The sequence below is a fragment of the Nocardia sp. NPDC058518 genome (assembly GCF_042719655.1).
Lineage (GTDB): Bacteria > Actinomycetota > Actinomycetes > Mycobacteriales > Mycobacteriaceae > Nocardia.
Window position 1 is genome coordinate 118,313 of the sequence record NZ_JBHXNJ010000015.1, and the last position, 22,457, is coordinate 140,769.

Sequence of the window (22,457 nt, forward strand, 5' to 3'; positions counted from 1 at the left end):
GGCGCCCAGCCTCAGCGGGGCGGAGCCACCTAACAAATACACACATCCGCTCGGCGCCGCCGGGCCCGCCGCCCCCCCCCCCCACTACTGAATTCAGCGGCGCAGCACTTTTCTGGCGAGCCAGTTTCCGAAGAATTGCACGCCCTGCACACCGGCGATGATGATCAGCACCGCGACGATCGTGACCTGCCACTGGAATTGCTGATACCCGTAGACGATGGCGAAATCACCGAGTCCGCCGCCACCCACAGTGCCCGCCATCGCGGAGATATCGACAATCGAGATCACCACAAAGGTGTAGCCGAGGATCAACGGCCCCAGCGCTTCCGGGATGAGCAACGTGAGAATGATCCGCAGTGGTCCCGCACCGACCGCACGCGCCGCCTCGATCACGCCGGGATCGACCGTCACCAGGTTCTGCTCCACGATCCGGGCGATCCCGAACGAGGCCGCGACGATCATCACGAACAGCGCCGCCTCCGAGCCGATCGTGGTGCCGACCACCTCCAGGGTGACCGGGCCGAGTGCGGCCAGCAGGATGATGAACGGAATCGGGCGCACCACATTGACGAACACATTGAGCACGAAGTAGATCGGCCCGTTCGCCAGCAGTCCACCCTTGCGGGTCGTGTAGAGCGCGGTCCCGAGCACCAGCCCGATCACCCCCGCGACGACGAACGTCACGCCGACCAGATAAACCGTGGTCCCGATAGCCTCGAACAGCGTGGGCCGCAGCTTCTCCCAGTTGGTCTCCATCAGCCCGCCTTCCGTTCCAGGTCGGCGACCACGCGATCCAGCGCGGCATCGGGCCCGTGCAGCGCCAGGGTGACGCTGCCGAAAGTCTTGTCCTGCAACGTACTCACTCCGCCGTAGACGATCTCGAAACGTACGTCGGCGGCGGTGGCGGCGGCCAACGCCGCCCCGATCCCGCTGTGATCGTCGATGTCGACAGTGACCAGCCTGCCCCCGTGCAGCTCCCGCAATCGATCCAGCTCCGCCGCGTCGGGCCGATTGTGCAGCACGGTCGCCACGAACGACCGTGTCGGCGCGGCCTGCGGTGCGGCGAAAACATCGAAGGTGGCCGCCAATTCGACGATCCGCCCCTCGGCGAGCACCGCCACCCGGTCGGCAACCGCGCGGATCACATCCATCTCGTGGGTGATCACCACAATGGTCACCCCGAGCTCGGCATTGATCTTCTTCAGCAGTCGCAGCACCTCGCCGGTGGTTTCCGGGTCGAGTGCGGAGGTGGCCTCGTCGGCCAGCAACAGCGAGGGCGAGGTCGCCAGCGCTCTCGCGATCCCGACCCGCTGCTTCTGCCCGCCCGAGAGCTGATCGGGGTAGGCACGCGCCTTGTCGGTGAGCCCGACGAATTCGAGCAACTCGGCCACGCGGGCCTTGCGCTCGGCCCGTTTCCAGCCCGCCACCTTCAGCGGATACTCGATATTGCCTGCGGCAGTGCGCGATCGGAACAGGTTGAACTGCTGGAACACCATGCCGATATCGCGGCGCAGCCGGCGCACCGCCGACTCCGGCACCCCGGTGATGGGGGTGCCGGAAATCGTGACGGTGCCCGAAGTCGGCTTGTCCAGCGCGTTGATCAGCCGCACCAGCGTGGACTTGCCCGCCCCGGAATAGCCGATGACGCCGAAGATCTCACCCGGCTCGATCCGCAGGTCGATGTCGTCGAGTGCGGTGTGCCGATCGTTGCCGCTGCCGAAAACCTTGGTGACGGAACGGAATTCGACGGCAGCGGGTTGCGCACTCACTTGGTGGTGCGGATGCCCTGCTGCACCCGGTCCAGGATCTGTTCGAGCTCGGCACCGGGCCGGTTCACCGCGACCGCGGTGCCCTTGGTGGTCTCGGCGTGCGCGGTGGCCACCGCCGGATCTTTCCAGATCTCGACCAGCTTCAGATACGTCGGATTCGTCTTGTCCGCGGCCCGGCTGACGATCACATTGATGTAGGGCTCGGCGGCCGGATTTTTCGGATCATCCTTGTACAGCGCCGATTTCGGATCGACGCCCGAACGCTCGAGGAAGGTGTTGTTGATGACCGAACCGTCGACCGAGGGCAGTGACAGCGCGGTCTGGGCGGCATCCACCGGTGTCACACGCACCTTGGAGGCGCCCTTGTCGATGTCGGCGGGGGTCGGCTGGGCCGAGGTGCCGGTGATCTTCAGCAACCCGGCGGCCTGCAGCACGAACAGCGCGCGCGCCTGGTTGGTCGGATCGTTGGGAATCGCGATCTCGCCACCGGCCGGGATATCGGCCAGTGCCTTGTGCTTCTTCGAGTAGAGACCCAGCGGCACAATGTACGTCGAGCCGATCGGGGTGAGCGTGTCCGAGCTCGCCACGTTGTACTGGCCGAGGAACTGCAGATGCTGGAACAGATTGAGGTCGATCTGATTCTGCGACAGCGCCGTATTCGGCTGCTTGTAATCGGAGAAATTGGTGACCTTCAGCGTGATGCCCTGCTCTTTCGCCTTCTGTTCGAAGACCTCGAATGCCCTGTCCTTGTCGGTGGTGCCGATCCGTACCACCGTGCCCGACGCGTCATCGGAACCGCACGCGGTCAGGGTGAGGGCCGCGGTTGCTATCAGCACTGGGATCGCCAGTGTCCGACGGAATTTCACTTGTACTCCCGAATTGCTCGCAGAAGATGAACTCGGTCATCCAAGCTGTCGGCACGACCCGCCGACAACGGTTTGACTTGGCGTGAGCGAAATCCTCGCAAACAGTGGGACGCCCGTCTAACTTACGGACATCAGCGGAGCGGGTGCTCGACCGACAATCTGCCGCGGCGGACGAGGTCGCGTTTGGTGATCGGCGGCAGCGTGGCGTCGTCGTCCGGGGCGGCGGGGTTGGGCCGCACCAGCAGGGTGACGGTCGCGGCGGGCACGAACCCGCTGCTGGTCATCAGCGCGGCCGAGGCGCTGTTGCGGTCCTCGACATCGGTGACGATATGGCGGGCGCCGCGCGCGAACAACGCCTCCGAGCACACGTTCACCAGCCGCCGCGCGATCCCGTGGCCTTGCATATCGGGGGCGACCGCGATCCATTCCAGATACGCCCAGTCGTCGCGATGCTCGAACTCCATCGACCCGAGCACGAACCCGACCACCCGGTCGGAGTCCAGGGCCACCCAGCAGGCGTTGTCGGGGCTGTCGAGGTGCTCGGCGACGGCCGTGAGCGACCACGACGTGTAGGGCTTGATGGTGGTGTCGAAGACCTGATGGCCGAGGTCGAGGACTTGACGCAGATGCCCCAATCCCATCGGCACGACAGCGATGGCGGTGTCCATAGCCGCCAGTGTGCCCTACGCGCCCTTGCGGGTCGCGGTCTTGGACGCGGTGGATTTGCTCGTGGCGGCCTTGCGCGGTGCGGCCTTCTTGGCGGCCTTTTTCGCGGGCTTCTCCGGGGCGGCTTCCCGGCGGCCGCTGGCCTCGAGACTGCGTTGCAGCGCGGCGACCAGATCCACGACTTCGGCATCGGCCTGTTCGACGGGCTCGGTTTCCGCGGCGGGCTCGACCTTGCCGGTGCCGCTGGCGATCGCCTCGTCGAGAAGTTTCTGTAGTTCGATCTGGTATTCGTCGGTGTATTCGGAAGGGTCGAAATCGCCCGACATCGACTCGACGAGAGTTTCGGCCATCTTCAGTTCTTGCGGGCGCGGGGCGGGCGCGTCGTCGAGCGACGGGAATTCGACGGCCCGCACCTCGTCGGGCCACAGCAGCGTCTGCAGGACCAGCACACCGTCCCGCACACGTAATGCGGCCAGCCGGGTCTTCTGTCGCAGCGTGAAATGCACGAGCGCGGTCTTGTCGATGCGTTCGAGGGTCGCCGCCAGCAATTGATAGGCCTTCGGCGTCGCGGAATCCGGTTCGAGGTAATAGCTCTTGTCGAACAGCACCGGGTCGATCTGATCGGACGGCACGAATTCCAGTACCGGAATCTCGTGCTTCTCCGCCGCGGGCAGCTTCGAGAAATCGGCGTCGGTCAGCACCACCTGCTCGCCATCGGGCGAGGTGTAGGCCTTGTCGATATCGGCGAACTGTACAGAATTGCCACACACCTGACAGACCCGGTCATATTTGATCCGGCCCCCGTCCTTGGCGTGGACCTGGTGGAACCGGATGTCATGGTCCTCGGTCGCGGTATAAACCTTGACCGGGACATTGACCAGCCCGAAAGCGATCGAGCCCTTCCAGATCGATCTCATGCACCCCATCATGGTCGAAATGTCGCGCGGGGGCGAGCAAGCGATCCCGAATAGGTGCTGGTCCGTGATCCGCCGGAGCTTGAAATCGTTGCGTCTGGTCCAATCAACGGGTGGGTGTGGAGGTGATCGTCTGTGGGCTCGGTCCGGCGGGGCGGGCTGTTGCTCATCGTGCGCTGGCCGCGGGGCGCGATGTCACGGTGATCGATCCGCATCCGGACCGGGTGTGGACGCCGACCTATGCGGCGTGGGCCGATGAGCTCCCGGAGTGGCTGGATTCCGGCGTGGTGGCGGCGGCGGTTGAGGCACCGACGGCGTGGGCGGTGGGCGAGCATCGGATCGATCGCGTTTATCAGGTGTTCGATACGGCGGCGCTGCAGTCGTCGCTGACGCTGGACGGCGCGACCGTGCTCGCGGACCGGGCCGTGGAGGCGGACGGGCGAGAAGTGCGGACGGCCGGTGGCCTGACCCGCACCGGTCAGGTGGTCGATGCGCGGGGGTTGGCGCGATCGGCGCGTCGCGCCGAGCAGACCGCGTACGGCGTCGTCATGGCCAGTGACGAACTCGAGCAGACGCTGTTCATGGACTGGCGCCTCGACAACGGCGCCGATCCGGACGACCCACCGTCGTTTCTGTACGCGGTACCGCTCAGCGCCGGCACCGCGCTGTTCGAGGAGACCTGCCTCGCCGGTCGACCGGCGCTCGCGCCGGAGGTGCTGCGACGCAGACTCGAACACCGGCTGCGTGCGCGAGGGATCGCGCTCACCGGAGCCGAACCTGTTGAGCGAGTGCGGTTTCCGGTGCAGGGAGGTAGACCGGGCGGTGGTCGATTCGGTGCGGCCGGTGGTCTGACCCATCCCGCGACCGGATACAGCGTCGCCGCCGCACTCGCCGCGGCGGACACCGTCGTCACGGGTGGCACGGTATGGACTCCGCGAGCGCGGGCAGTGGCCGCCCTGCGCCGCGCGGGACTACGTGCGCTGCTGGCCCTTCCGCCCCGCGAGGTCCCGGTGTTCTTCGAGGTGTTCTTCGGTTTGCCTGCCCCTCTCCAGCTTTCCTACCTGTCCGGCCACGGCGACCTCCGCGGCACCCTCGCCGCGATGCGCGCACTGTTCGCCGACCTGCCTCCGAATCTGCGTCGCGCTGTCGCGGCCTCGGTCATCGGTGCGTCCGGTCGGTAGCCGAAGAGCATCGGCTCCTCGCCGCGAGGCGGCGTGCCGGACACTCCTGGGCGTTCACCGCACTCGACTCACAGAGCCCTTGACGCCGCCGGTGGAGGTGGCGAGACGGTCGCCGTGCCGGGGTGGCCGAGACCGGTAGCCGACGGGGAAGAACAAGGGTGTGCCAGAGGCCCGGCGGTGCCGCCACGAAGTTGCTACGATCGCCTCGCGAACGCGCCGACCCGCCAACAGGATCGGGCCGACGAGGCGGACGGCCGGAAGTGATTCGAGCCCCCGCACGTCGATATGCGTGCCGCTCGGTTGTGTGACGAGTTAGGGGACAATCCGGTGTTCGAATTCACCAGGCGGCGCAGCTGCTGGGTGCTCGGCGTTTTCGCGGTGCTCGCGGTGGTGCTCGGCGCACTGGGTGCCACGCTGTTCGAGCGGGTGGAGGGCGGCGGATACACCGACCCCGGCAGCGAATCCAGCCGTGCGCTCGAGGTGTTGCGCGACGAGTTCGGGCAGGCGCCGCCGAACCTGCTGTTGCTGGTGGAAACCGAGTCGTCGGTCGAGGACCCCGAATCCACCGCGGCGGCAACGGCATTGGTCGCCAACCTGCAGGAACGCGCCGGCGTCACCGAGGTGATGTCGTATTGGACCTCCCACCAGCCCGCGCTGCGCAGTGTCGACGGCAAGCAGGGTCTGATCGTCGCCAGTGTGCTCGGCAGCGAACGCGAGATCGACGAACGCGTCACCGCCATCTCCGAGGAGCTGACGGGCAGACAGGGATCGTTGCAGGTCAGGGCGGGCGGATTCGCCATGCTCATGCACGAGACCGTGCAGCAGAGCAAGACCGACATCGCCAAGGGCGAGGCCATCGCCTTCCCGCTCACCCTGATCGCGCTGCTGTTCGTCTTCGGCGGCCTGGTCGCCGCGAGCTTGCCGCTGCTCGTCGCGATCGGCACCGTGCTCACCACCATGGGCGCGCTGTGGTTGCTCACCCTGTTCACCCCGCTGTCGGTCACCGCGACCAATGTGGCGACGCTGCTCGGCCTCGGTCTGGCCATCGACTACAGCCTGCTGATCGTCAACCGCTACCGCGACGAACTCGCCGACGGCCGCACCCCGGCCGGCGCGGTGGCAACCACCCTGCGCACCGCGGGCCGCACCGTCGCATTCTCCGCGCTCACCGTCGCGGTGGCGCTGGCCGGATTGCTGTTCTTCCCACTGCTGGCGATCCGGTCGATGGGGTACGCGGGCATCGTCGTCGCGGCGCTGGCCGCGCTGGTGTCGCTGACCGTGCTGCCCGCCGCGCTGTTGCTGATCGGCACACGCATCGACAAGGGTCAGCTCGGCTGGTGGTTCCTGCGCGCCCCGCGCCCCGCACCGGGTGAGGGCGCCTGGCACAAGCTCGCCACCGCCGTGATGCGCAAGCCGATCTCGATCGGACTCGCTGTCACCGCCCTGCTGCTGTTGCTCGGCGCGCCGTTCCTCGGCGTGAAACTCGGTTTCCCGGATGAACGAACCCTGCCGGAATCGATGAACTCCCGCCAGGTCACCGAGATCGTGGCACGCGACTTCAGCGAGAGCGACCAGCACACGCTCGTCGCGGTGCTCCCTGAAAGTGCTTACAGCGCGGCGGGACTCGACACCATCGCCCGTGCCATGTCCGACCTGGACAATGTCCGCCGCGTCGACACCGCCACCGGCAGCTACGCCCAGGGCGGGCTGTTCGTCGAACCCACCGCGGTCAACACGCGATTCCGGGTCGAGAAGGCCGTCTACCTGTCGATCGTGCCGACCACCGGCGACAGTGATGCCCTCGCCGGTCTGGTCGATCAGGTGCGCGCGGTGCGCACGCCGAGCGAATTGCTGGTGGGTGGCGTGGCCGCGGCCAATGCCGACTCGGTCGCCGCCATCGAGAACGAACTGCCGTGGGCGCTCGGCTTCGTGGTGATCATGATGCTGATCGTGCTGTTCGCGCTCACCGGCAGCGTGGTGTTGCCGGTGCTGGCGGTGATCCTCAGCGCGCTGAGCCTGACCGCGACCTTCGGTGCGCTGGTGTGGATCTTCCAGGACGGGCACCTGTCCGGGGTGCTCGGCTTCACCGTCACCGGGGATCTGTCCGCCACGGTCCCGGTGATGTTGTTCGCCGCCGCCTTCGGGCTCGCGATGGACTACCAGGTGTTCCTGCTGTCGCGGATCCGGGAGGAATACGAACGCACCGGCAAGAACGAGACCGCGGTAGCGCTCGGCCTGGAGCGGGTCGGGCGCATCGTCACCGCCGCCGCGATCCTCATCTCGCTGGTTTTCCTCGGCTTCCTCGCCTCCGACATCACCTTCATGAAGGCGTTCGGCATCGGCCTGCCGCTGGCGGTGATCGTCGACGCCACCCTCGTGCGCGGGTTCCTGCTGCCCGCCGCGATGAAGGTGCTCGGCGAAGCGAACTGGTACGCACCGGAATTCCTGCACCGCCTGCACGACCGGTGGGGCCTGGACGACAGTGGCTCGGTGCGATCGCCGAAACGTGAAGTGGTGGTGCGTGATCCGCTGGCCGCCGCCAGGGCCGAGGAGATCGTCGTCGTGGATCCGCTCGCGCGAGCTGAGGCGGCGCGGGCCGAGGCAGCGCGGGCCGAGGCGACGCGGATCGAGGACAGCACCGGAGTGCGGGAGAACACGCGCGTCCAGGAGAGTCTTTCGGCGTCGGCGGGAAGCCGCGAGACCTCGGACTGACCAGGCGCCGCCGGTCTGATTCAGCTACGACAAGGCGGAAGGGCGGCACCGGTTGAGTTCCGGTGTCGCCCTTCGGCATCCGTGCGATGTCTCAGATGCCGCCGGTGGAGAGGAAGCCGCCGTCGACCCGCACACAATCACCGGTGATCCACGCGGCCTCGTCGGAAACCAGGAACGCGATCAGCCGGGCCACGTCCTCGGGTGCGCCGAGCCGCTTCATCGGATACACGCTCGCGGCGCGCTCCTCGTCGTCGGAATACAGCGCATCGGCGAACTTGGTCTTGACCACGCCCGGCGCCACCGCGTTGACCCGGATCTTGGGGCCGAGCTGCCAGGCCAGCTCCTCGGTGAGCCGGATCAGCGCCGCCTTGGAGGCGCCGTAGGCCGAGATCACGCCGGACGACCGGATGCCCGCGACGCTGGCCACGTTCACCACCGCACCGCCGTGCTCGGCCATCCACGCGCGGTAGGCCTGCTGCACATAGCCCAGCGAGGCCACCACGTTCACATCGAAGATCTTGCTGACGCCGCCCAGATCGGCGTCCATCAGCGGACCGTAGACGGGGTTGATGCCGGTGTTGTTGATCAGGATGTCGAGCGAGCCGTACTCGGTGACGGCTCTGGCCACGGCCTCGGCGCGCGCGTCGGCATCGCCGGCATTGCCGGCGAGAGTGCTCACCTGACCCTTGTGGCCGAGCGCGCGCAACTCGGTCGCGGCGACCTCGAGCGGTTCGGGTTTACGGGCGGTGATCAGTACGTTCGCGCCCCGGCTCATCAGTTCGGCCGCGGTCGCGAGCCCGATGCCGCGACTGGCTCCGGTGACGAGAGCGGTGCGGCCAAGTAGATCGGTAGTCATGGCACGAGAGTAACCACGCTCACATCGGGCAGCGCCGGGTTCGGCTTCCGGAGACGTCGACGGTAAAATAAGTGGTTCTTGCCGAAATACCTTTCCCGTTTGTCTTACTCTGAGGAGAACTCTGTGATCACGGCGACCGACCTGGAGGTCCGGGCCGGAGTCCGCACCCTGCTCTCGGCCCCTGGGCCGGCGCTGCGGGTGCAGTCCGGCGACCGGATCGGACTGGTCGGTCGCAACGGTGCGGGCAAGACCACCACCCTGCGCATCCTCGCGGGCGAGGGTGAACCGTACGCCGGAAAGATCACTCGCTCCACCGACATCGGCTACCTGCCGCAGGACCCGAAGGAAGGCGATCTCGATGTGATCGCCAAAGACCGGGTGCTGTCGGCGCGCGGGCTCGACGTCCTGCTGCGCGACATGGAGAAGGCCCAGGTCGAAATGGCCGAGGTCGCCGACGATGCCGCGCGCGACAAGGCGATTCGCCGATACGGCCGCCTCGAAGACCAGTTCTCCTCGCTCGGTGGCTACGTCGCCGAAAGCGAGGCGGCGCGCATCTGCAACAGCCTCGGTCTGCCCGACCGTGTCCTCGACCAGCAGCTGCGCACCCTCTCCGGCGGTCAGCGGCGCCGCATCGAGCTGGCCCGCATCCTGTTCTCCGCGTCCGACGGCTCGGGTGGGCGCTCGGACCGCATCCTGCTGCTCGACGAGCCGACCAACCACCTCGACGCCGACTCCATCACCTGGCTGCGCGGGTTCCTGCAGAACCACGACGGCGGACTGATCGTGATCAGCCACGACGTGGAACTGCTCGGCGACGTGGTCAACAAGGTGTGGTTCCTCGACGCCGTGCGTGGTGAGCCCGACGTCTACAACATGGGCTGGAAGAAGTACCTCGACGCCCGCGCCACCGACGAGCAGCGCCGCGTCCGCGAACGCGCCAACGCCGAGAAGAAGGCGGGCGCGCTGCGTCAGCAGGCCGCCAAGCTCGGCGCGAAGGCCACCAAAGCCGCTGCGGCACACCAGATGGTGCGTCGCGCCGAACGGTTGATCAACGAGCTCGACGACGTGCGCGTGAGCGACAAGGTCGCCCGCATCCGGTTCCCCGAGCCCGCGGCTTGCAGCAAGACGCCGCTGATGGTGAAAGACCTGACCAAGCTCTACGGTTCGCTCGAGATCTTCACCGGCGTGAACTTCGCCGTCGACAAGGGCAGCCGCGTGGTGGTGCTCGGGCTCAACGGTGCCGGTAAGACGACCATGCTGAAACTGCTCGCCGGTGTCGAGACGCCGACCGCGGGTGGCGTCGAGCAGGGGCGCGGGCTCAAGGTCGGCTACTTCGCCCAGGAGCACGACACCCTCGACGATCAGGCCTCGGTGTGGGAGAACATCCGCCACGCCTCCCCGGACGCGGGGGAGCAGGAGCTGCGCAGCCTGCTCGGTGCGTTCATGTTCACCGGGCCGCAGCTCGACCAGCCCGCGGGCACGCTGTCCGGCGGTGAGAAGACGCGTCTGGCGCTGGCCGGGCTGGTGTCCTCGGCGGCGAACGTGCTGCTGCTCGACGAGCCGACCAACAACCTCGACCCGGTCTCGCGCGAGCAGGTACTCGAGGCGCTGCGCACCTACGCGGGCGCCGTGGTGCTGGTGACGCACGATCCGGGCGCGGCCGAGGCGCTCAACCCGGAGCGGGTCATTCTGCTTCCCGACGGCACCGAGGACCACTGGTCCGCCGAGTACGCGGAGCTCATCGACCTCGCCTGATCTGTCAGGGCGCGGAGGCGGTAGCGCAGCGTCACCACGCGGCGCCCCGGAGTCAGGCGAAGGTCAGACACCGCCCAGGGGCCGGTGTGTCGTGCGTGAAACGCGGTGTCGGGGAGGAACTCGCCGGTATCGCGTGAGTTTGATCACTGTTTTCGTTGATCACCGAGTGCGGAGTGTCTAGCCTGGAAGGAGTGCTCGGCGACTCGGAGGAAGCCATGAGCGACAGTGCCAGACAGGCCGCTAGGTCGGCCAAGGGTAAATCGACGATCGGCAAGGCAGCGCTGGGCAAGGGCACCCGGGTAACGGGCAAGTCCCGCGACCGGCTGCAGTCCCAGTTGAAGAAGCAGTACGAGGCGGGCGCGTCCATTCGCACCCTGGCCAGATCCACCGGCCGCTCGTACGGCTTCATCCACAATGTGCTGGTCGAGTCACATGTCGAACTGCGTGGGCGCGGCGGCGCCAACCGGCGCAAGAATCCGGCCGACTGAGCCGCGCGTCGTCGACGCCGGCCGCTACCAGCCTGCGACGGCTCCGTCCCCGCGGACCAGCAGATTCGCCAGGCTGGCGAACAGCGGCAGCCCCGTCTTGATCTCGAGGTAGGCGAACTGCCCCTGCGGGTTCACCTCGAGGAAGTAGTACTCGCCATCGCTGCCGAGGCGCAGGTCGACGACACCGAAGCTGAGTCCGAGCGCGCCCATCAGGGTCGCGAGGGACTTGCTGACCGACGCCGGTAGCCGATCGGGCGCGAAGGCGACCGAGGTGTCGAGGCGCGAGTCGATGCGGCCGACCCCCGCCTGGGAGTCGATGCGCACACTCCACTCGACACCGTCGACCCACACCACCCGCAGATCGCAGCTGGCTTCCACGTAGTCCTGGAATGTCGTCGGCGTCGAGCGGATCGAGTCGAGTCTGCTCAGCTCGGGCCCGGTGATGATCCTGGTCTCCGAGAACTCACCACGGCCGGTGCCGGTGCGTTTGTAAACCACTGGACCACAGCGGGATTCGACGAAACTGCGCGCCTCGTCCGGGTCGTTGGTGATCAGCGTCTCCGGGATCGTGAAACCCGCACGCTGCGCGGTTTCGAGCTGCACGATCTTGCGCGTCGCGGTGCGTTCGGCGGCCGGATCGTTGACCCAGTACGCCGGGATCGACCACAGCATGCCCTGCAGGAATCCGTCGCACTCGGCCTGGCGGAACTCGTCGTCGGCGGCGCGCACGCCGTGCGGCACCCGGCACGGGTGCGGCCTGCGCCACCACACCGCGCGCACGTCGTCGAGACCGTGGACATGAGAGAGCGCGCGGTTGGTGCCCGCCTTGTCGAGCCGGAAACTCCCTGTCTCGGAAGGGAAGTCGCGCAGGTCGAGTCGAATCGGGTCGAGCCCGTGGTGTTCTCGCAGGGTCGACGCCAGCGCATCGGCGTGCAGGTCGTCGGTTTCGGAGACGATGAGCACGGCGTCGGTAGCGCCTTCCATAACTTCTGTGCCGTTTCAGTCGAGGCTGTCGCAGTTGATGCCGTCGTGGAAGGTGAACGTCGCCCCGGTGACACCACCCCGTTCGGCGATGCGCAGTTTCGTGGCCCAGCCGCGGGTGGCCCGGGCCAGCTGCTCGTCGCCCAGCGCCTCCGACGGTTCCGGCGCGAGGGTGATCGGCCGGTCGACCAGCTCGACGCGCATGCGCCGGGTGAAGTCGGCGGTGGCGCCGGGGCGGATGTCGACCCGTACCTGACGTTCACCCGCGCCCGCGCGGTCTTCGGTGAGTCGCACGATGTCGTTGCGGTCGAAAGTCCAGGTGCCACCGTCCACGCGCACCGAGATGTCGCGATCGGACTCGGCCACCAGCAATCCGCGCAAGGCGGGGCCCCGATCCCGGGACAACGCGGTTGCGGGGAGGTGGATGGCGTCGGTCATGGGCACTCACTCCGATCTTCTCGTCTGCTCGCGATTTGCCAGAACCCCAAAAGGTGCTTCGGATCATAGCGTGAACGCGTGGCCCGCCGAGCGGGTTCGCAAGATTTGCGGAGCGCCGGGCAAACCGCCGAGCGGCGCGTGATCGCCTTGCGGGGAAAGAATTTCGGACAACTCGGATGCGCCAACTGTGTTCTCATGGGCAATCCGGCAGCAAACGCAGATGACAACGGCGCGGCAGGCGTCCCCGGGTCTGTGCCGGATGTTGCCTGCCGCGCCGTGTGTGGTCTCTAGAGGCCGAGCAGTTCGGGATTCTCGGCGAGCTCGCGGAAGTGCTGGGCCGGGTCGGCGACGAGTCGTCGGGCCGTCAGATCCATCGCGCCGGCCACGACGGTGATCTCCGCGGCGACGGTACCGTCGAGCTTGATGATCTGGTGATGGAACCGGAAGACCTTCTCGCCTTCCCGCCAGTCGAAGGCGCAGGTCACAGTGACCTCGTCACCGCCGCGCAGCTCACGCTTGTACTTGATGGTCGACTCGAGCACCACCGCGCCGACGCCGCTGGCGATGAACTTGTCCTGCGGGATGCCTGCCGCGCGCAGCAGCTCCCATCGAGCGTGCTCGCCGTACTGGTGGTAGACGGCGTGATTGAGATGGCCCTGGGTGTCGAGCTCGTAGCCGCGGACGAGGACCGGTACGGAGAACGTCATACGGCGTAGAACCGGCTGCTCCGGTCGTGTTGTTCCCGATCCGGATGCAATCTCGGCCACAGTAGCAGGGCTGGTGCATGACGGGTCAGGCTCGATGGGCGTTGCGTTCGGCCCACCAGGCGGGCGCGTCGACGAAGTGATTGTCGAATTCCTCTTGGGCGGCGACGAATTCGTCATGGGTCGCGTCGCCGTGGATGAGGCGGTCGAGCAGGCGGAAGTACTCGAAGCGCTGGACGCCGGGCATCAGGGCGATGAGGATGCGCGCGCCGCTGTCGGGGGTGGCGCCGAAGGCGTGCGGCATCTGTCGTGGGACGACCAGTGAGCCGCCCGCGCCGACGGTGAGGATGCGATCGCCCGCCATGACCTGGAGTTCGCCGTCGGCGACGTAGAACAGCTCGTCGGAGCGGGTGTGGAAATGCGGTGCGGCGCCGTCGGCACCCTGCACCATGGTGACCTCGAGCGTACTGACCGCGCCGTCGCTGGCATTCGCGTCGGTGAGCAGGCGCATCCGCACGTTCTCGGTGCCGAGGGTCTCGGCGTCCTCGGGCAGGCAGAGGGCGATGTCGCGGGCGTTCGTCATGTCTTTTCCATTCGCTGGTTGATAATTCGCTACCGAACTATATCTCAGCGAATAGAATCGTGTCCATGGATGAACGCGAACCGGATGTCGTCGACGCGATCACGGCGCAGTGGCAGCGGGAGCGACCCGATCTGGAGCTCGAGGCGATGGCGGTCTTCGGCAGGCTCGGCAGGCTGATGAACATCGCCACGGCGCGGATCGAAAGTGTGTTCACCACACACGGTTTGCAACGCGGTGAGTTCGATGTGCTTGCGGCACTGCGCCGTTCGGGGACGCCCTTCGAACTCAACCCGTCGGTGCTCGCCGATACCCTGATGCTCTCGCGCGCGGGGATGACCGGCCGGATCGACCGGCTCGAAGCGGCGGGCCTGGTTCGCCGCATCGCCGATCGCGAGGATCGGCGCGCCGTGCGCGTGGCGCTCACCGAGGAGGGGCGCGCACTCGTCGACACGGTGGTCGTGGCGCACACCGAGAACGAGACCGCGATGCTGTCGGTGCTCGAGCCCGCGGATCGTGCCGCCCTGGACCGGATCTCGCGAGCGTTGCTCAGTGGGTGGGCGACCTGACCCGCCGATCCCTGTCGGTGAAATGACCGCCGATGAGGATCCCACCGCGCGCAATCGGTGAAAAGTTCGGCGGCCATGGAGGCGGGAATCGAACCCGCGACATCCGTCCTGTGGAGTCGGCGTTCTACCTGCTGAACTACTCCATGGCCGACTCGAGCGTAGCTCAGGATTCTCGGTGTCGTCGTGATGGTTCCGTGAGATCGATTACAGCGGAACAGAGTTCGCTTGGAACGATGACATTTGCCATCGGATTCCGTAGACATCGGCATCTACTCGGCACACGGGTCGGGCTGTGATTCTCAGTCGAGAGACCGACGACTACGAGAATGGAACGCCATGCACAAGCTTGTCCGGCTCCGACTTGTCACTATCGCGCTCACCGCTACCGCCGTGGTGGTCGCGGCCGGGTGCGGGAGCGATGTGGGATCAGTCTCGGCGCCGACGACCGCTGTCGCGGTCAAGCCGACGATCGTGCTGGTGCACGGATCGTTCTCCGACAGTTCCAGCTGGGATATGGTCGCCGGATTGCTGCGCGGCAAGGGCTATCAGGTGGTCCAACCGGAGAATCCGCTTCGCGGTCCGAGTTCGGACGCGGCCGCTGTCACGTCGGCGATTGCGAAGATCGCCGGGCCCGTGGTGCTGGTCGGGCACTCCTACGGCGGTGCGGTGATCAGCAATATCCACCGGCCCGATGTCAAAGCCGCGGTGTTCATCGCCGGTTTCGCGCCGATGAAGGGGGAAGCCGTACAGGAACTCTCGGATCCCGCGAAGTACCCGGGCAGCAGGATCGGTCCGGCATTGCTGATCCAGCCCACCGACGCCGGGGCGGAGGTGACGCTGAAATCCGAACAGTACGGTGCTGTGTTCGCGCACGATGTCGATGCCGAGGTCGCGTCGAGCCTCGCCGCGCGCCAACGTCCTACGGCGGCAGCCGCGCAGGCCGAGCCGAGTGGGGAGCCGTCGTGGGCGTCGGTCCCGTCGTGGTATCTGGTCTCGACCGAAGATCAGATCCTGCCGCCCGCGTCCCAACGATTCCAGGCCGAGCGTGCGAAAGCTCGGGTCAGCGAGGTGAAGTCGTCGCACGCCTCCCCGGTGTCGCATCCCAGCGAGGTGGTGGCGACGATCACGGCCGCTTCCGACTGAGTGGTGGCAGCGCGAACCCGGCGGCATATCGGCGGTCGGGTTCGTCGGCCGGGCGATGTCACAGCCAGCCCGCGTTGCGTGCGATGCGGATCGCATCGATGCGGTTGCGCCCACCGATCTTGGTGATCGCGTTCGACAGATAGTTGCGCACGGTCGCGGGCGACAGGAACAACGTCGTCGCGATCTCGTCGGTGCTGATCCCCGTCTCGGCCGCTCGGATGACCTCGGCTTCGCGGGCGGTCAGCGGACTTGCGCCGGTCTCCAATGCCGCGGCGACCAGGTCGGTGTCGATCACCCGCTCACCTGCGACGACCTTGCGGATACTGTCGGCAAGCGTCTGCGCAGGCGCGTCTTTGACGACGAATCCGCGCACGTGCGCCTGCAACGCGCGTAGCAGGTAGCCCGGTTGGCTCAGTCCGGTCAGGATCAGCACCTGGGTTTCGGGCAGTTGTTCGTTGATGAGCGCGGCGACGCTGAGGCCGTCGAGACCGGGCATGTCGATGTCGAGCACGGCGATATCCGGTCGGGTGCGGGTGATCTCGTCGATGACGTGGTTGCCACTGTCGAGTTCGGCGACCACCTCTATGTCCTCCTCGCGGGTCAGTAGGGCGACCAGCGCACCCCGGATCATGTGCATGTCCTCGGCGACGAGCACGCGAATCATGGTGTCCCCCCTGGGAGTTCGATACGCAGACGGAAACTGCCGTCACTGCCACACCGCGCGGACACGGTTCCAGACAGAGCGGAGGTGCGCTCCGCGAGTCCGGACAGCCCGTGTCCGGTGCCTTTCGTGCGGTGCGCGCCGTCGTTGACGATTTCGAGGAAATACATTCCCTCGCGCCGACCTGCCACGATCGAGCAGGTGCGTGCGGTGCTGTGGCGCAACACGTTGGTGACGCCTTCGCGAGTGGCCCACGCGAACGTGTTGTCGACTTCGGGTGTCAGCGCAGGCAGGTCGAGTCGGTGGTGGGTGTCGATTCCGGCGGCCGACAGTAGCGCGCGGGCACCGACGACTTCCGTGTGCAGCGAGATGGTGTGTTCACCGAGGGTGACCCGCCGCATCGCCTGGAGAGTGTCGCGGGTGAGCTCACCGATGCCGTGTATCTCCGACTGCGCCGCGTCCGGATCATTCGGCAGCAAGGCGGTGGCCAGGTCACCTTTGAGCGATACCGCCGAAAGGCTTTGTCCGAGTAAGTCGTGCAGGTCCCGAGACACTCGCAGCCGTTCTCGGTCGGCTGCTCGTTCGGCGAGCAAGGAGCGTGTGCGGTCGAGTTGGTGCACCGCGCGGACCAGGTGAGTCACACCGACGAGGCAACCTGCGAGCGCGGTGAACACAACCACGACTTCGATGGCCGGGACAAGATGTCGGGAGTCGACACCGGTGACCGCAGTGCCGACAGCAGTGACGACTATCGGTGCTGTGACGAGCAGGCCACGCGGCACGCCACGCAACAGCAGCGCGGCGGAGGCGACGAAGTACACCTGGCTGATGCCCCACGCCGTCGGCGACCAGATCATCGGGAGATAGACGAGCGCCGCCGATAGCGCGAACGTCGCAGGCCACCCGCGCGGACGGCGGTCGTCGGTACTCACCTGATGGTCCGTGCCGTCGCTGCCCAAGCTGTGGGACGGGCCGACCATGCTGAACGCGTGGTACAGGTGGACGGCAACGAGCCCGGCCGCGAGCGCCCACCACAGGACTGCGGGTCCCACCTGCTCGGTTCCTGCGAAAGTCGCCCGCGTCGGCGGGAGAAGGCCGGTCGCACAGGTCGCACCGATGAGCAGCGATCGTGCGGTTCGCGGCGTCGCGAGCCAGGGGCCGACCAGCGGGTGCGCGACCTCAGTCATGTCGAACCAGCGATGCGGGAACAGTTTTCGGTTCGACGGTTTGCGGTGGCGGTCCGGGCGAAGCTGGTGGAATCGGCGGCGTCGATGGACGCGGCGGAGTTGCCGTCGCTCGACACGCCGACGGTGCAGCTGAGCAGCCAATGGGCGTCGACCTGATGCACGGCGATCAGTACGGGGCCGGTCGGGCCATCGCGGAGCAGCCCGGCGAGCACGCGGCGTAGCTCGGCCCGCAGGGGGTCTCGGTAGGGCGTCGGCGGTCCGGCCGCGGGCAGGTCGATGCGGGCGTCGATACCTGCCGCCGTCAGCAGTGCTGCGGCGGAGATGATCTCGCGGCGGAAGTCGGGCTCCTGGAAGCTGTGGATCAATCCTCGCGCCTCTGACAGACCACTCCGTGCGGTGGCGACGAGCGTACCGAGTTCCGTGCGCGCTGCCGCCGCGTCGCCGTGGGTAGTGAATTCCGCTGCCCGATCACATGATTCGGCGATCGATTCCAGCGCTGTCTCGACAGTTCGGGTGATCGCTGCGTCGATGCGCAGCCGCTCCTTCGCGACGGCCTGCTCGGCGAGCACCGCCGCCGCACCGCGCAATCGACGCAGCGCGACGACCATCCACACCAGGGTGTAGACCGCGACCACCTGCATGCCGGTGGTCACCGCCAACCAGATCGTCTCCGGCGCCGACGCTCCGAGCAGGGTGGCGAGCGGTGCGACAGCGGCGACCAGCGCCAGCGCGATCGGCATCGCGAGCGCTGGTCGAAGTGTCAGTGCGATGACCACGGCGACGAGATGCACGCTGTTCAACCACCCGGCGCCCACCAGCGGTGACGCGCCCATGACCAGCGTGGCCAGGACCACGGACGTGCGGTGTCCGGCGGGTGGAATCGCGTCGCGGACGGCGCATGCGATGTGCCGCAGATAGATCGGCAGGCACACCGCCAGCAGCGCCGCGGTCACGGCCACCGTGGTCCGGGAATCGGTGGTGGTGATGGTCGCGAGCAGCGTCAGCGCGCCGAGTGCTGCCGCGGCGACAACCGTTCCCGCCGCAGCGACATCCACGGCATCGCGTGGCACCCGCACCGACCGGTCACGCGGCACATCGCGCGCAGCACCGGGCCACGGTGTCTTCGCCCCGGACGCATGCTCGAGCACGACCGCCACCACCCCTGAGTGTTGCGTGAATCAGGACCACCCCGGAGACCAATGTAGGCCACATCCACCACCCACGCAGGGACCGGTGGACGCCGCTCACAACAGGCGGGTGTGGCGTCTCAGGATTCCTTGCGCCGCACCGAGGCCTCGACGAGATCCAGTACGGCGGAAAGGTTTTCGTTGGTGTGGCCCGAGGCGATGCGGGCGATGAGACCATCGAGAACCAGGTCGAGGTAGCCGAGCAGGACGTCGGTGGGGACGTCGTCGCGCAGGGCGCCCGCGGCCTTGCGCCGCTCCAGGCGGGCGAGCGTCGCGGCGGTCAGTTCGGCCGAGCGCTGGGTCCAGCCCGCGCGGAATTCGGGGTCGGTGCGGACTCGGCGGGCGATCTCGAGGCGGGTGCCGAGCCAGTTGAATTCCTCGGGGCGGGCGAGCATATCGCGCATCACCTGGACGATGCCCTGGTTGGCGGCGACCTCGGCCATGCGTTCGGCGTCGTCCTTGGCCAGGGCGAAGAAGAGGGCGTCCTTGTCGCGGAAATGGTGGAAGATCGCGCCGCGGGACAGGCCGATGGCCTCTTCCAGGCGGCGCACGGTGGCGCCGTCGTAGCCGTATTCGGCGAAGCAGCGTCGTGCACCGTCGAGGATCTGGCTGCGGCGGGCGGCGAGGTGGTCGTCGCTGACCTTGGGCATGATTCCTCCAGCTAGCGGATACACGGACCCCCGCCCCGGCGAACCGAGACGGGGGCTGTCGCATTATTCACGGGCAAATGAATGCCCTTATGGCGCAACACCTTACGATGCTGCGCCACCGGGTCGAACAATCAGCCGCGGATCATGTTGCGCAGCACGTACTGCAGGATGCCGCCGTTGCGGTAGTAGTCGGCCTCACCGGGGGTGTCGATGCGGACGACCGCGTCGAACTCGGTGACCTTGCCGTCTTCCGCGGTGGCGGTGACCTTGACGGTCTTGGGGGTGACACCCTCGTTGAGGGCGGTGATCCCCGCGATGTCGAAGGTCTCGGTGCCGGTCAGGCCCAGCGACGCGGCGGACTGCCCGGCCGGGAACTGCAGCGGCACAACGCCCATGCCGATGAGGTTGGAGCGGTGGATGCGCTCGAACGACTCGGTGATGACGGCCTTCACGCCCAGCAGGCTGGTGCCCTTGGCAGCCCAGTCACGCGAGGAGCCCGAACCGTATTCCTTGCCACCGAGCACGACCAGCGGGATGCCCGCGGCCTGGTAGTTCTGCGAGGCGTCGTAGATGAACGCCTGCGGGCCACCGTCCTGGGTGAAGTCGCGGGTGTAACCACCCGAGACGTCATCGAGCAGCTGGTTGCGCAGCCGGATGTTGGCGAAGGTGCCACGGATCATGACCTCGTGGTTACCGCGACGCGAGCCCAGCGAGTTGTAGTCCTTGCGGGCCACACCGTTGGCGTCGAGGTACTGCGCGGCGGGGGTGCCGGGCTTGATCGGGCCTGCCGGGGAGATGTGGTCGGTGGTCACCGAGTCGCCGAGCAGCGCCAGCACGCGAGCGCCGGAGATGTCGGTGACGGGGGAGGGATCCATCGACATGCCGTCGAAGTACGGCGCCTTGCGCACGTAGGTCGACTTCTCGTCCCACGCGAAGGTGTCACCCTCCGGGGTGGCCAGACCCTGCCAGCGCTTGTCACCGTCGAAGACGGTGGCGTAGGAGTTGCGGAACATGTCCTGGCTGATCGACGCCTTGATGGTGTCGTCGATCTCCTGGGCCGAGGGCCAGATGTCCTTCAGGAAGACATCGTTGCCGTCGGTGTCCTGGCCGAGCGCGTCGGTCTCGAAGTCGAAGTCCATCGTGCCCGCGAGCGCGTAGGCGATGACCAGCGGCGGGGAGGCCAGGTAGTTCATCTTCACGTCGGGGGAGATGCGACCCTCGAAGTTGCGGTTACCCGAGAGCACCGCGGTGACCGAGAGGTCGTTGTCGTTGATCGCGGCCGAGATCGCCTCGGGCAGCGGACCGGTGTTACCGATGCAGGTGGTGCAGCCGTAGCCACCGACGAAGAAGCCAAGCTTCTCCAGGTAGGGCCACAGACCGGCCTTCTCGTAGTAGTCGGTGACGACCTGCGAACCCGGCGCCATGTTGGTCTTCACCCACGGCTTGGTCGCGAGACCCTTCTCCACCGCGTTGCGGGCGAGCAGGGCGGCGCCCAGCATGACCGACGGGTTGGAGGTGTTGGTGCAGGAGGTGATACCCGCGACCACGACAGCGCCGTGATCGAGCACGAACTTGTTGCCGTCTTCGCCGACGACCTCGACCGGCTTGGACGGACGACCGTTGGCACCCGAGGCGGCCGAGTGGGCCGGGGTGTAGGTGTCGTCGGCGGCGTTGGCCGACACGGCGACCGAGTCCGACGCGGGGAAGGACTCCTCGCCCGCCTCGTCCAGCGCGGTGAGCTCACCCTCGCCGACGTAGTTGACGATGTCGGAGCGGAACGCGTTCTTGGACTCGCTGAGCAGGATGCGGTCCTGCGGGCGCTTCGGACCGGCGATGGACGGCACGACGGTGCCGAGGTCCAGCTCCAGGTACTCCGAGTACGCGGGCTCCTTGTCGGCGTCGTGCCACATGCCCTGTTCCTTGGCGTACGCCTCGACGAGCGCGAGCTGCTCGTCGGTGCGGCCGGTCAGGCGCAGGTAGTTGATGGTCTCCTCGTCGATCGGGAAGATCGCCGCGGTGGAACCGAACTCGGGGCTCATGTTGCCCAGGGTGGCGCGGTTGGCCAGCGGCACCTCGGACACACCGGCACCGTAGAACTCGACGAACTTGCCGACGACGCCGTGCTTGCGCAGCATGTCGGTGACGGTGAGCACCACGTCGGTGGCGGTCACGCCGGGCACGATCTCACCGGTCAGCTTGAAGCCGACGACGCGCGGGATCAGCATGGAGACCGGCTGGCCGAGCATCGCGGCCTCGGCCTCGATGCCACCAACGCCCCAGCCCAGCACACCGAGGCCGTTGACCATGGTGGTGTGCGAGTCGGTGCCGACACAGGTGTCGGGGTAGGCCTGGCCGTTGCGGACCATGACGGTGGGGGCCAGGTACTCGATGTTGACCTGGTGGACGATGCCCATGCCAGGGGGGACGACCTTGAAGTCGTCGAAGGCGCCCTGGCCCCAGCGCAGGAACTGGTAACGCTCGCCGTTGCGCTCGTACTCGAGGTCGACGTTGCGCTCCAGCGCGTCGGCGCGGCCGAAGACGTCCAGGATCACCGAGTGGTCGATGACCATGTCGGCGGGGGAGAGCGGGTTCACCTTGCTCGGGTCGCCGCCGAGGGTGGTGACGGCCTCACGCATGGTGGCGAGGTCGACGATGCAGGGCACGCCGGTGAAGTCCTGCATGATCACGCGCGCGGGGGTGAACTGGATCTCGACGCTCGGCTGTGCCGAGGGGTCCCAGTTCGCGATCTCGCGGATGTGGTCGGCGGTGATGTTCGCGCCGTCCTCGGTGCGCAGCAGGTTCTCTGCCAGCACCTTCAGGGCGTAGGGCAGCTTCTCGGTGCCGGGAACAGCCGAGAGACGGAAGATCTCGTAGGAGTTGCTTCCGACCTCGAGCGTGCCTTTGGCGCCGAAGGTATCAATCTTCGTCACGTCAGCTCCACTCATGTGTGAGGGTGTGCCGCCGGCGGGGCTGTGCCGGCGACTCGCGTCTTCGGAGGGGGTATCCGGCGCCGTGAGACGCCGGTTTCCTCGCCGTACGAGCCTAACAGTACGCTTGTCCTATGAAATACGCGGGGGCCGTCGGTGGTGCCGTGTAGGCGTGGTCGAGCGCTACGTCGCGTACTGTGCCTGACGAGCGAAGTCGGGGAAG

The 22,457-nt window shown here is 67.2% G+C and carries 21 protein-coding genes and 1 tRNA gene; 6 read left to right on the forward strand and 16 right to left on the reverse strand.

From position 1 onward, the window contains the following. Nucleotides 1–93: 93 nt before the first annotated feature. The 5 genes from ACFWPX_RS24200 to ACFWPX_RS24220 all read right to left on the reverse strand — a co-directional run bounded on the left by ACFWPX_RS24200 (nt 94) and on the right by ACFWPX_RS24220 (nt 4,218). Entirely contained in the window at nt 94–756 is a 663-nt protein-coding gene (locus ACFWPX_RS24200; protein WP_378912935.1) for a methionine ABC transporter permease, read from the reverse strand. Next, entirely contained in the window at nt 756–1,769 is a 1,014-nt protein-coding gene (locus ACFWPX_RS24205) for a methionine ABC transporter ATP-binding protein (RefSeq protein ID WP_378929227.1), read from the reverse strand. Before ACFWPX_RS24205 ends, ACFWPX_RS24200 begins: the two co-directional genes overlap by 1 nt. Further along, nucleotides 1,766–2,635, reverse strand: coding sequence for a MetQ/NlpA family ABC transporter substrate-binding protein (locus tag ACFWPX_RS24210; RefSeq protein WP_378912932.1), 870 nt, complete (start codon nt 2,633–2,635; stop codon nt 1,766–1,768). The genes ACFWPX_RS24205 and ACFWPX_RS24210 overlap by 4 nt, the downstream gene beginning before the upstream one ends. A gap of 131 nt (nt 2,636–2,766) precedes the next feature. After that, nucleotides 2,767–3,303, reverse strand: a complete 537-nt coding sequence (locus ACFWPX_RS24215; RefSeq protein WP_378912931.1) for a GNAT family N-acetyltransferase — start codon at nt 3,301–3,303, stop codon at nt 2,767–2,769. Between the two features lie 15 nt (nt 3,304–3,318). Beyond that, nucleotides 3,319–4,218 (reverse strand): Ku protein, encoded by a 900-nt coding sequence (locus tag ACFWPX_RS24220; protein ID WP_378912930.1) that lies wholly within the window; start codon nt 4,216–4,218, stop codon nt 3,319–3,321. Nucleotides 4,219–4,328: 110 nt separating this feature from the next. Here ACFWPX_RS24220 and ACFWPX_RS24225 point away from each other — a divergent pair, with 110 nt between their 5' ends. Beyond that, complete coding sequence (locus tag ACFWPX_RS24225) at nt 4,329–5,396, forward strand: lycopene cyclase family protein (protein WP_378929229.1); 1,068 nt, start codon at nt 4,329–4,331, stop codon at nt 5,394–5,396. A gap of 327 nt (nt 5,397–5,723) precedes the next feature. After that, nucleotides 5,724–8,108: an MMPL family transporter gene (locus ACFWPX_RS24230; protein ID WP_378929232.1), complete on the forward strand. Its 2,385-nt coding sequence runs from the start codon at nt 5,724–5,726 to the stop codon at nt 8,106–8,108. Between the two features lie 91 nt (nt 8,109–8,199). On the opposite strand, the gene ACFWPX_RS24235 is transcribed toward ACFWPX_RS24230, so the two are convergent. Further along, nucleotides 8,200–8,964 carry an SDR family oxidoreductase gene (locus ACFWPX_RS24235; RefSeq protein ID WP_378912927.1) on the reverse strand — a complete coding sequence of 255 codons (765 nt, stop codon included), beginning with the start codon at nt 8,962–8,964 and terminating at the stop codon, nt 8,200–8,202. Between the two features lie 123 nt (nt 8,965–9,087). Between ACFWPX_RS24235 and ACFWPX_RS24240 the strand changes: the two genes are divergently transcribed. After that, the gene (locus tag ACFWPX_RS24240) at nt 9,088–10,719 is read left to right on the forward strand and encodes an ABC-F family ATP-binding cassette domain-containing protein (protein ID WP_266290317.1); all 1,632 of its coding nucleotides are present in this window, start codon (nt 9,088–9,090) and stop codon (nt 10,717–10,719) included. 215 nt (nt 10,720–10,934) lie between these two features. Further along, nucleotides 10,935–11,207, forward strand: a complete 273-nt coding sequence (locus ACFWPX_RS24245; protein WP_266290315.1) for a helix-turn-helix domain-containing protein — start codon at nt 10,935–10,937, stop codon at nt 11,205–11,207. 24 nt (nt 11,208–11,231) lie between these two features. On the opposite strand, the gene ACFWPX_RS24250 is transcribed toward ACFWPX_RS24245, so the two are convergent. From ACFWPX_RS24250 to ACFWPX_RS24265, 4 genes are all read right to left on the reverse strand, one after another. Further along, a complete protein-coding gene (locus ACFWPX_RS24250; RefSeq protein WP_378929234.1) occupies nt 11,232–12,191 on the reverse strand; it encodes an MvdC/MvdD family ATP grasp protein in 960 nt (319 codons plus the stop codon). 15 nt (nt 12,192–12,206) lie between these two features. Next, nucleotides 12,207–12,626 (reverse strand): hypothetical protein, encoded by a 420-nt coding sequence (locus ACFWPX_RS24255; RefSeq protein ID WP_378912925.1) that lies wholly within the window; start codon nt 12,624–12,626, stop codon nt 12,207–12,209. Between the two features lie 287 nt (nt 12,627–12,913). Further along, nucleotides 12,914–13,333 (reverse strand): acyl-CoA thioesterase, encoded by a 420-nt coding sequence (locus tag ACFWPX_RS24260; protein ID WP_378929236.1) that lies wholly within the window; start codon nt 13,331–13,333, stop codon nt 12,914–12,916. An 85-nt stretch (nt 13,334–13,418) separates the two neighbouring features. Next, on the reverse strand, nt 13,419–13,841 hold the full coding sequence (locus ACFWPX_RS24265; RefSeq protein ID WP_378929381.1) for a cupin domain-containing protein: 423 nt from the start codon (nt 13,839–13,841) through the stop codon (nt 13,419–13,421). Nucleotides 13,842–13,978: 137 nt separating this feature from the next. Here ACFWPX_RS24265 and ACFWPX_RS24270 point away from each other — a divergent pair, with 137 nt between their 5' ends. Further along, nucleotides 13,979–14,479, forward strand: coding sequence for a MarR family winged helix-turn-helix transcriptional regulator (locus ACFWPX_RS24270; RefSeq protein WP_378929238.1), 501 nt, complete (start codon nt 13,979–13,981; stop codon nt 14,477–14,479). 73 nt (nt 14,480–14,552) lie between these two features. Here ACFWPX_RS24270 and ACFWPX_RS24275 read toward each other — a convergent pair. Beyond that, nucleotides 14,553–14,625 (reverse strand) — tRNA-OTHER (locus tag ACFWPX_RS24275). A gap of 190 nt (nt 14,626–14,815) precedes the next feature. On the opposite strand from ACFWPX_RS24275, the gene ACFWPX_RS24280 reads away from it, so the two are divergent. Next, nucleotides 14,816–15,622 carry an alpha/beta fold hydrolase gene (locus ACFWPX_RS24280; RefSeq protein ID WP_378929240.1) on the forward strand — a complete coding sequence of 269 codons (807 nt, stop codon included), beginning with the start codon at nt 14,816–14,818 and terminating at the stop codon, nt 15,620–15,622. A 58-nt stretch (nt 15,623–15,680) separates the two neighbouring features. Here ACFWPX_RS24280 and ACFWPX_RS24285 read toward each other — a convergent pair whose 3' ends face one another. The 5 genes from ACFWPX_RS24285 to acnA form a co-directional block, all read right to left on the reverse strand. Next, entirely contained in the window at nt 15,681–16,286 is a 606-nt protein-coding gene (locus tag ACFWPX_RS24285; protein ID WP_378912919.1) for a response regulator, read from the reverse strand. After that, nucleotides 16,283–17,470: a sensor histidine kinase gene (locus tag ACFWPX_RS24290; RefSeq protein ID WP_378929245.1), complete on the reverse strand. Its 1,188-nt coding sequence runs from the start codon at nt 17,468–17,470 to the stop codon at nt 16,283–16,285. Before ACFWPX_RS24290 ends, ACFWPX_RS24285 begins: the two co-directional genes overlap by 4 nt. Further along, nucleotides 17,467–18,618, reverse strand: a complete 1,152-nt coding sequence (locus ACFWPX_RS24295; protein WP_378929247.1) for a hypothetical protein — start codon at nt 18,616–18,618, stop codon at nt 17,467–17,469. The genes ACFWPX_RS24290 and ACFWPX_RS24295 overlap by 4 nt, the downstream gene beginning before the upstream one ends. A gap of 119 nt (nt 18,619–18,737) precedes the next feature. Next, complete coding sequence (locus ACFWPX_RS24300) at nt 18,738–19,307, reverse strand: helix-turn-helix domain-containing protein (RefSeq protein ID WP_358072240.1); 570 nt, start codon at nt 19,305–19,307, stop codon at nt 18,738–18,740. A 131-nt stretch (nt 19,308–19,438) separates the two neighbouring features. Then, the gene (gene acnA, locus ACFWPX_RS24305) at nt 19,439–22,252 is read right to left on the reverse strand and encodes an aconitate hydratase AcnA (protein ID WP_378929249.1); all 2,814 of its coding nucleotides are present in this window, start codon (nt 22,250–22,252) and stop codon (nt 19,439–19,441) included. Nucleotides 22,253–22,457: the final 205 nt, after the last annotated feature.

Coding starts and splice junctions, on each gene's coding strand:
- ACFWPX_RS24280 (WP_378929240.1), top strand. CDS start 14,816: ATGCACAAGCTTGTCCGGCTCCGACTTGTCACTATCGCGCTCACCGCT.
- ACFWPX_RS24215 (WP_378912931.1), bottom strand. CDS start 3,303: ATGGACACCGCCATCGCTGTCGTGCCGATGGGATTGGGGCATCTGCGT.
- ACFWPX_RS24265 (WP_378929381.1), bottom strand. CDS start 13,841: ATGCGCCTGCTCACCGACGCGAATGCCAGCGACGGCGCGGTCAGTACG.
- ACFWPX_RS24290 (WP_378929245.1), bottom strand. CDS start 17,470: ATGACTGAGGTCGCGCACCCGCTGGTCGGCCCCTGGCTCGCGACGCCG.
- ACFWPX_RS24255 (WP_378912925.1), bottom strand. CDS start 12,626: ATGACCGACGCCATCCACCTCCCCGCAACCGCGTTGTCCCGGGATCGG.
- ACFWPX_RS24260 (WP_378929236.1), bottom strand. CDS start 13,333: ATGACGTTCTCCGTACCGGTCCTCGTCCGCGGCTACGAGCTCGACACC.
- ACFWPX_RS24200 (WP_378912935.1), bottom strand. CDS start 756: ATGGAGACCAACTGGGAGAAGCTGCGGCCCACGCTGTTCGAGGCTATC.
- ACFWPX_RS24300 (WP_358072240.1), bottom strand. CDS start 19,307: ATGCCCAAGGTCAGCGACGACCACCTCGCCGCCCGCCGCAGCCAGATC.
- ACFWPX_RS24250 (WP_378929234.1), bottom strand. CDS start 12,191: ATGGAAGGCGCTACCGACGCCGTGCTCATCGTCTCCGAAACCGACGAC.
- acnA (WP_378929249.1), bottom strand. CDS start 22,252: ATGAGTGGAGCTGACGTGACGAAGATTGATACCTTCGGCGCCAAAGGC.
- ACFWPX_RS24270 (WP_378929238.1), top strand. CDS start 13,979: ATGGATGAACGCGAACCGGATGTCGTCGACGCGATCACGGCGCAGTGG.
- ACFWPX_RS24235 (WP_378912927.1), bottom strand. CDS start 8,964: ATGACTACCGATCTACTTGGCCGCACCGCTCTCGTCACCGGAGCCAGT.
- ACFWPX_RS24245 (WP_266290315.1), top strand. CDS start 10,935: ATGAGCGACAGTGCCAGACAGGCCGCTAGGTCGGCCAAGGGTAAATCG.
- ACFWPX_RS24285 (WP_378912919.1), bottom strand. CDS start 16,286: ATGATTCGCGTGCTCGTCGCCGAGGACATGCACATGATCCGGGGTGCG.
- ACFWPX_RS24220 (WP_378912930.1), bottom strand. CDS start 4,218: ATGAGATCGATCTGGAAGGGCTCGATCGCTTTCGGGCTGGTCAATGTC.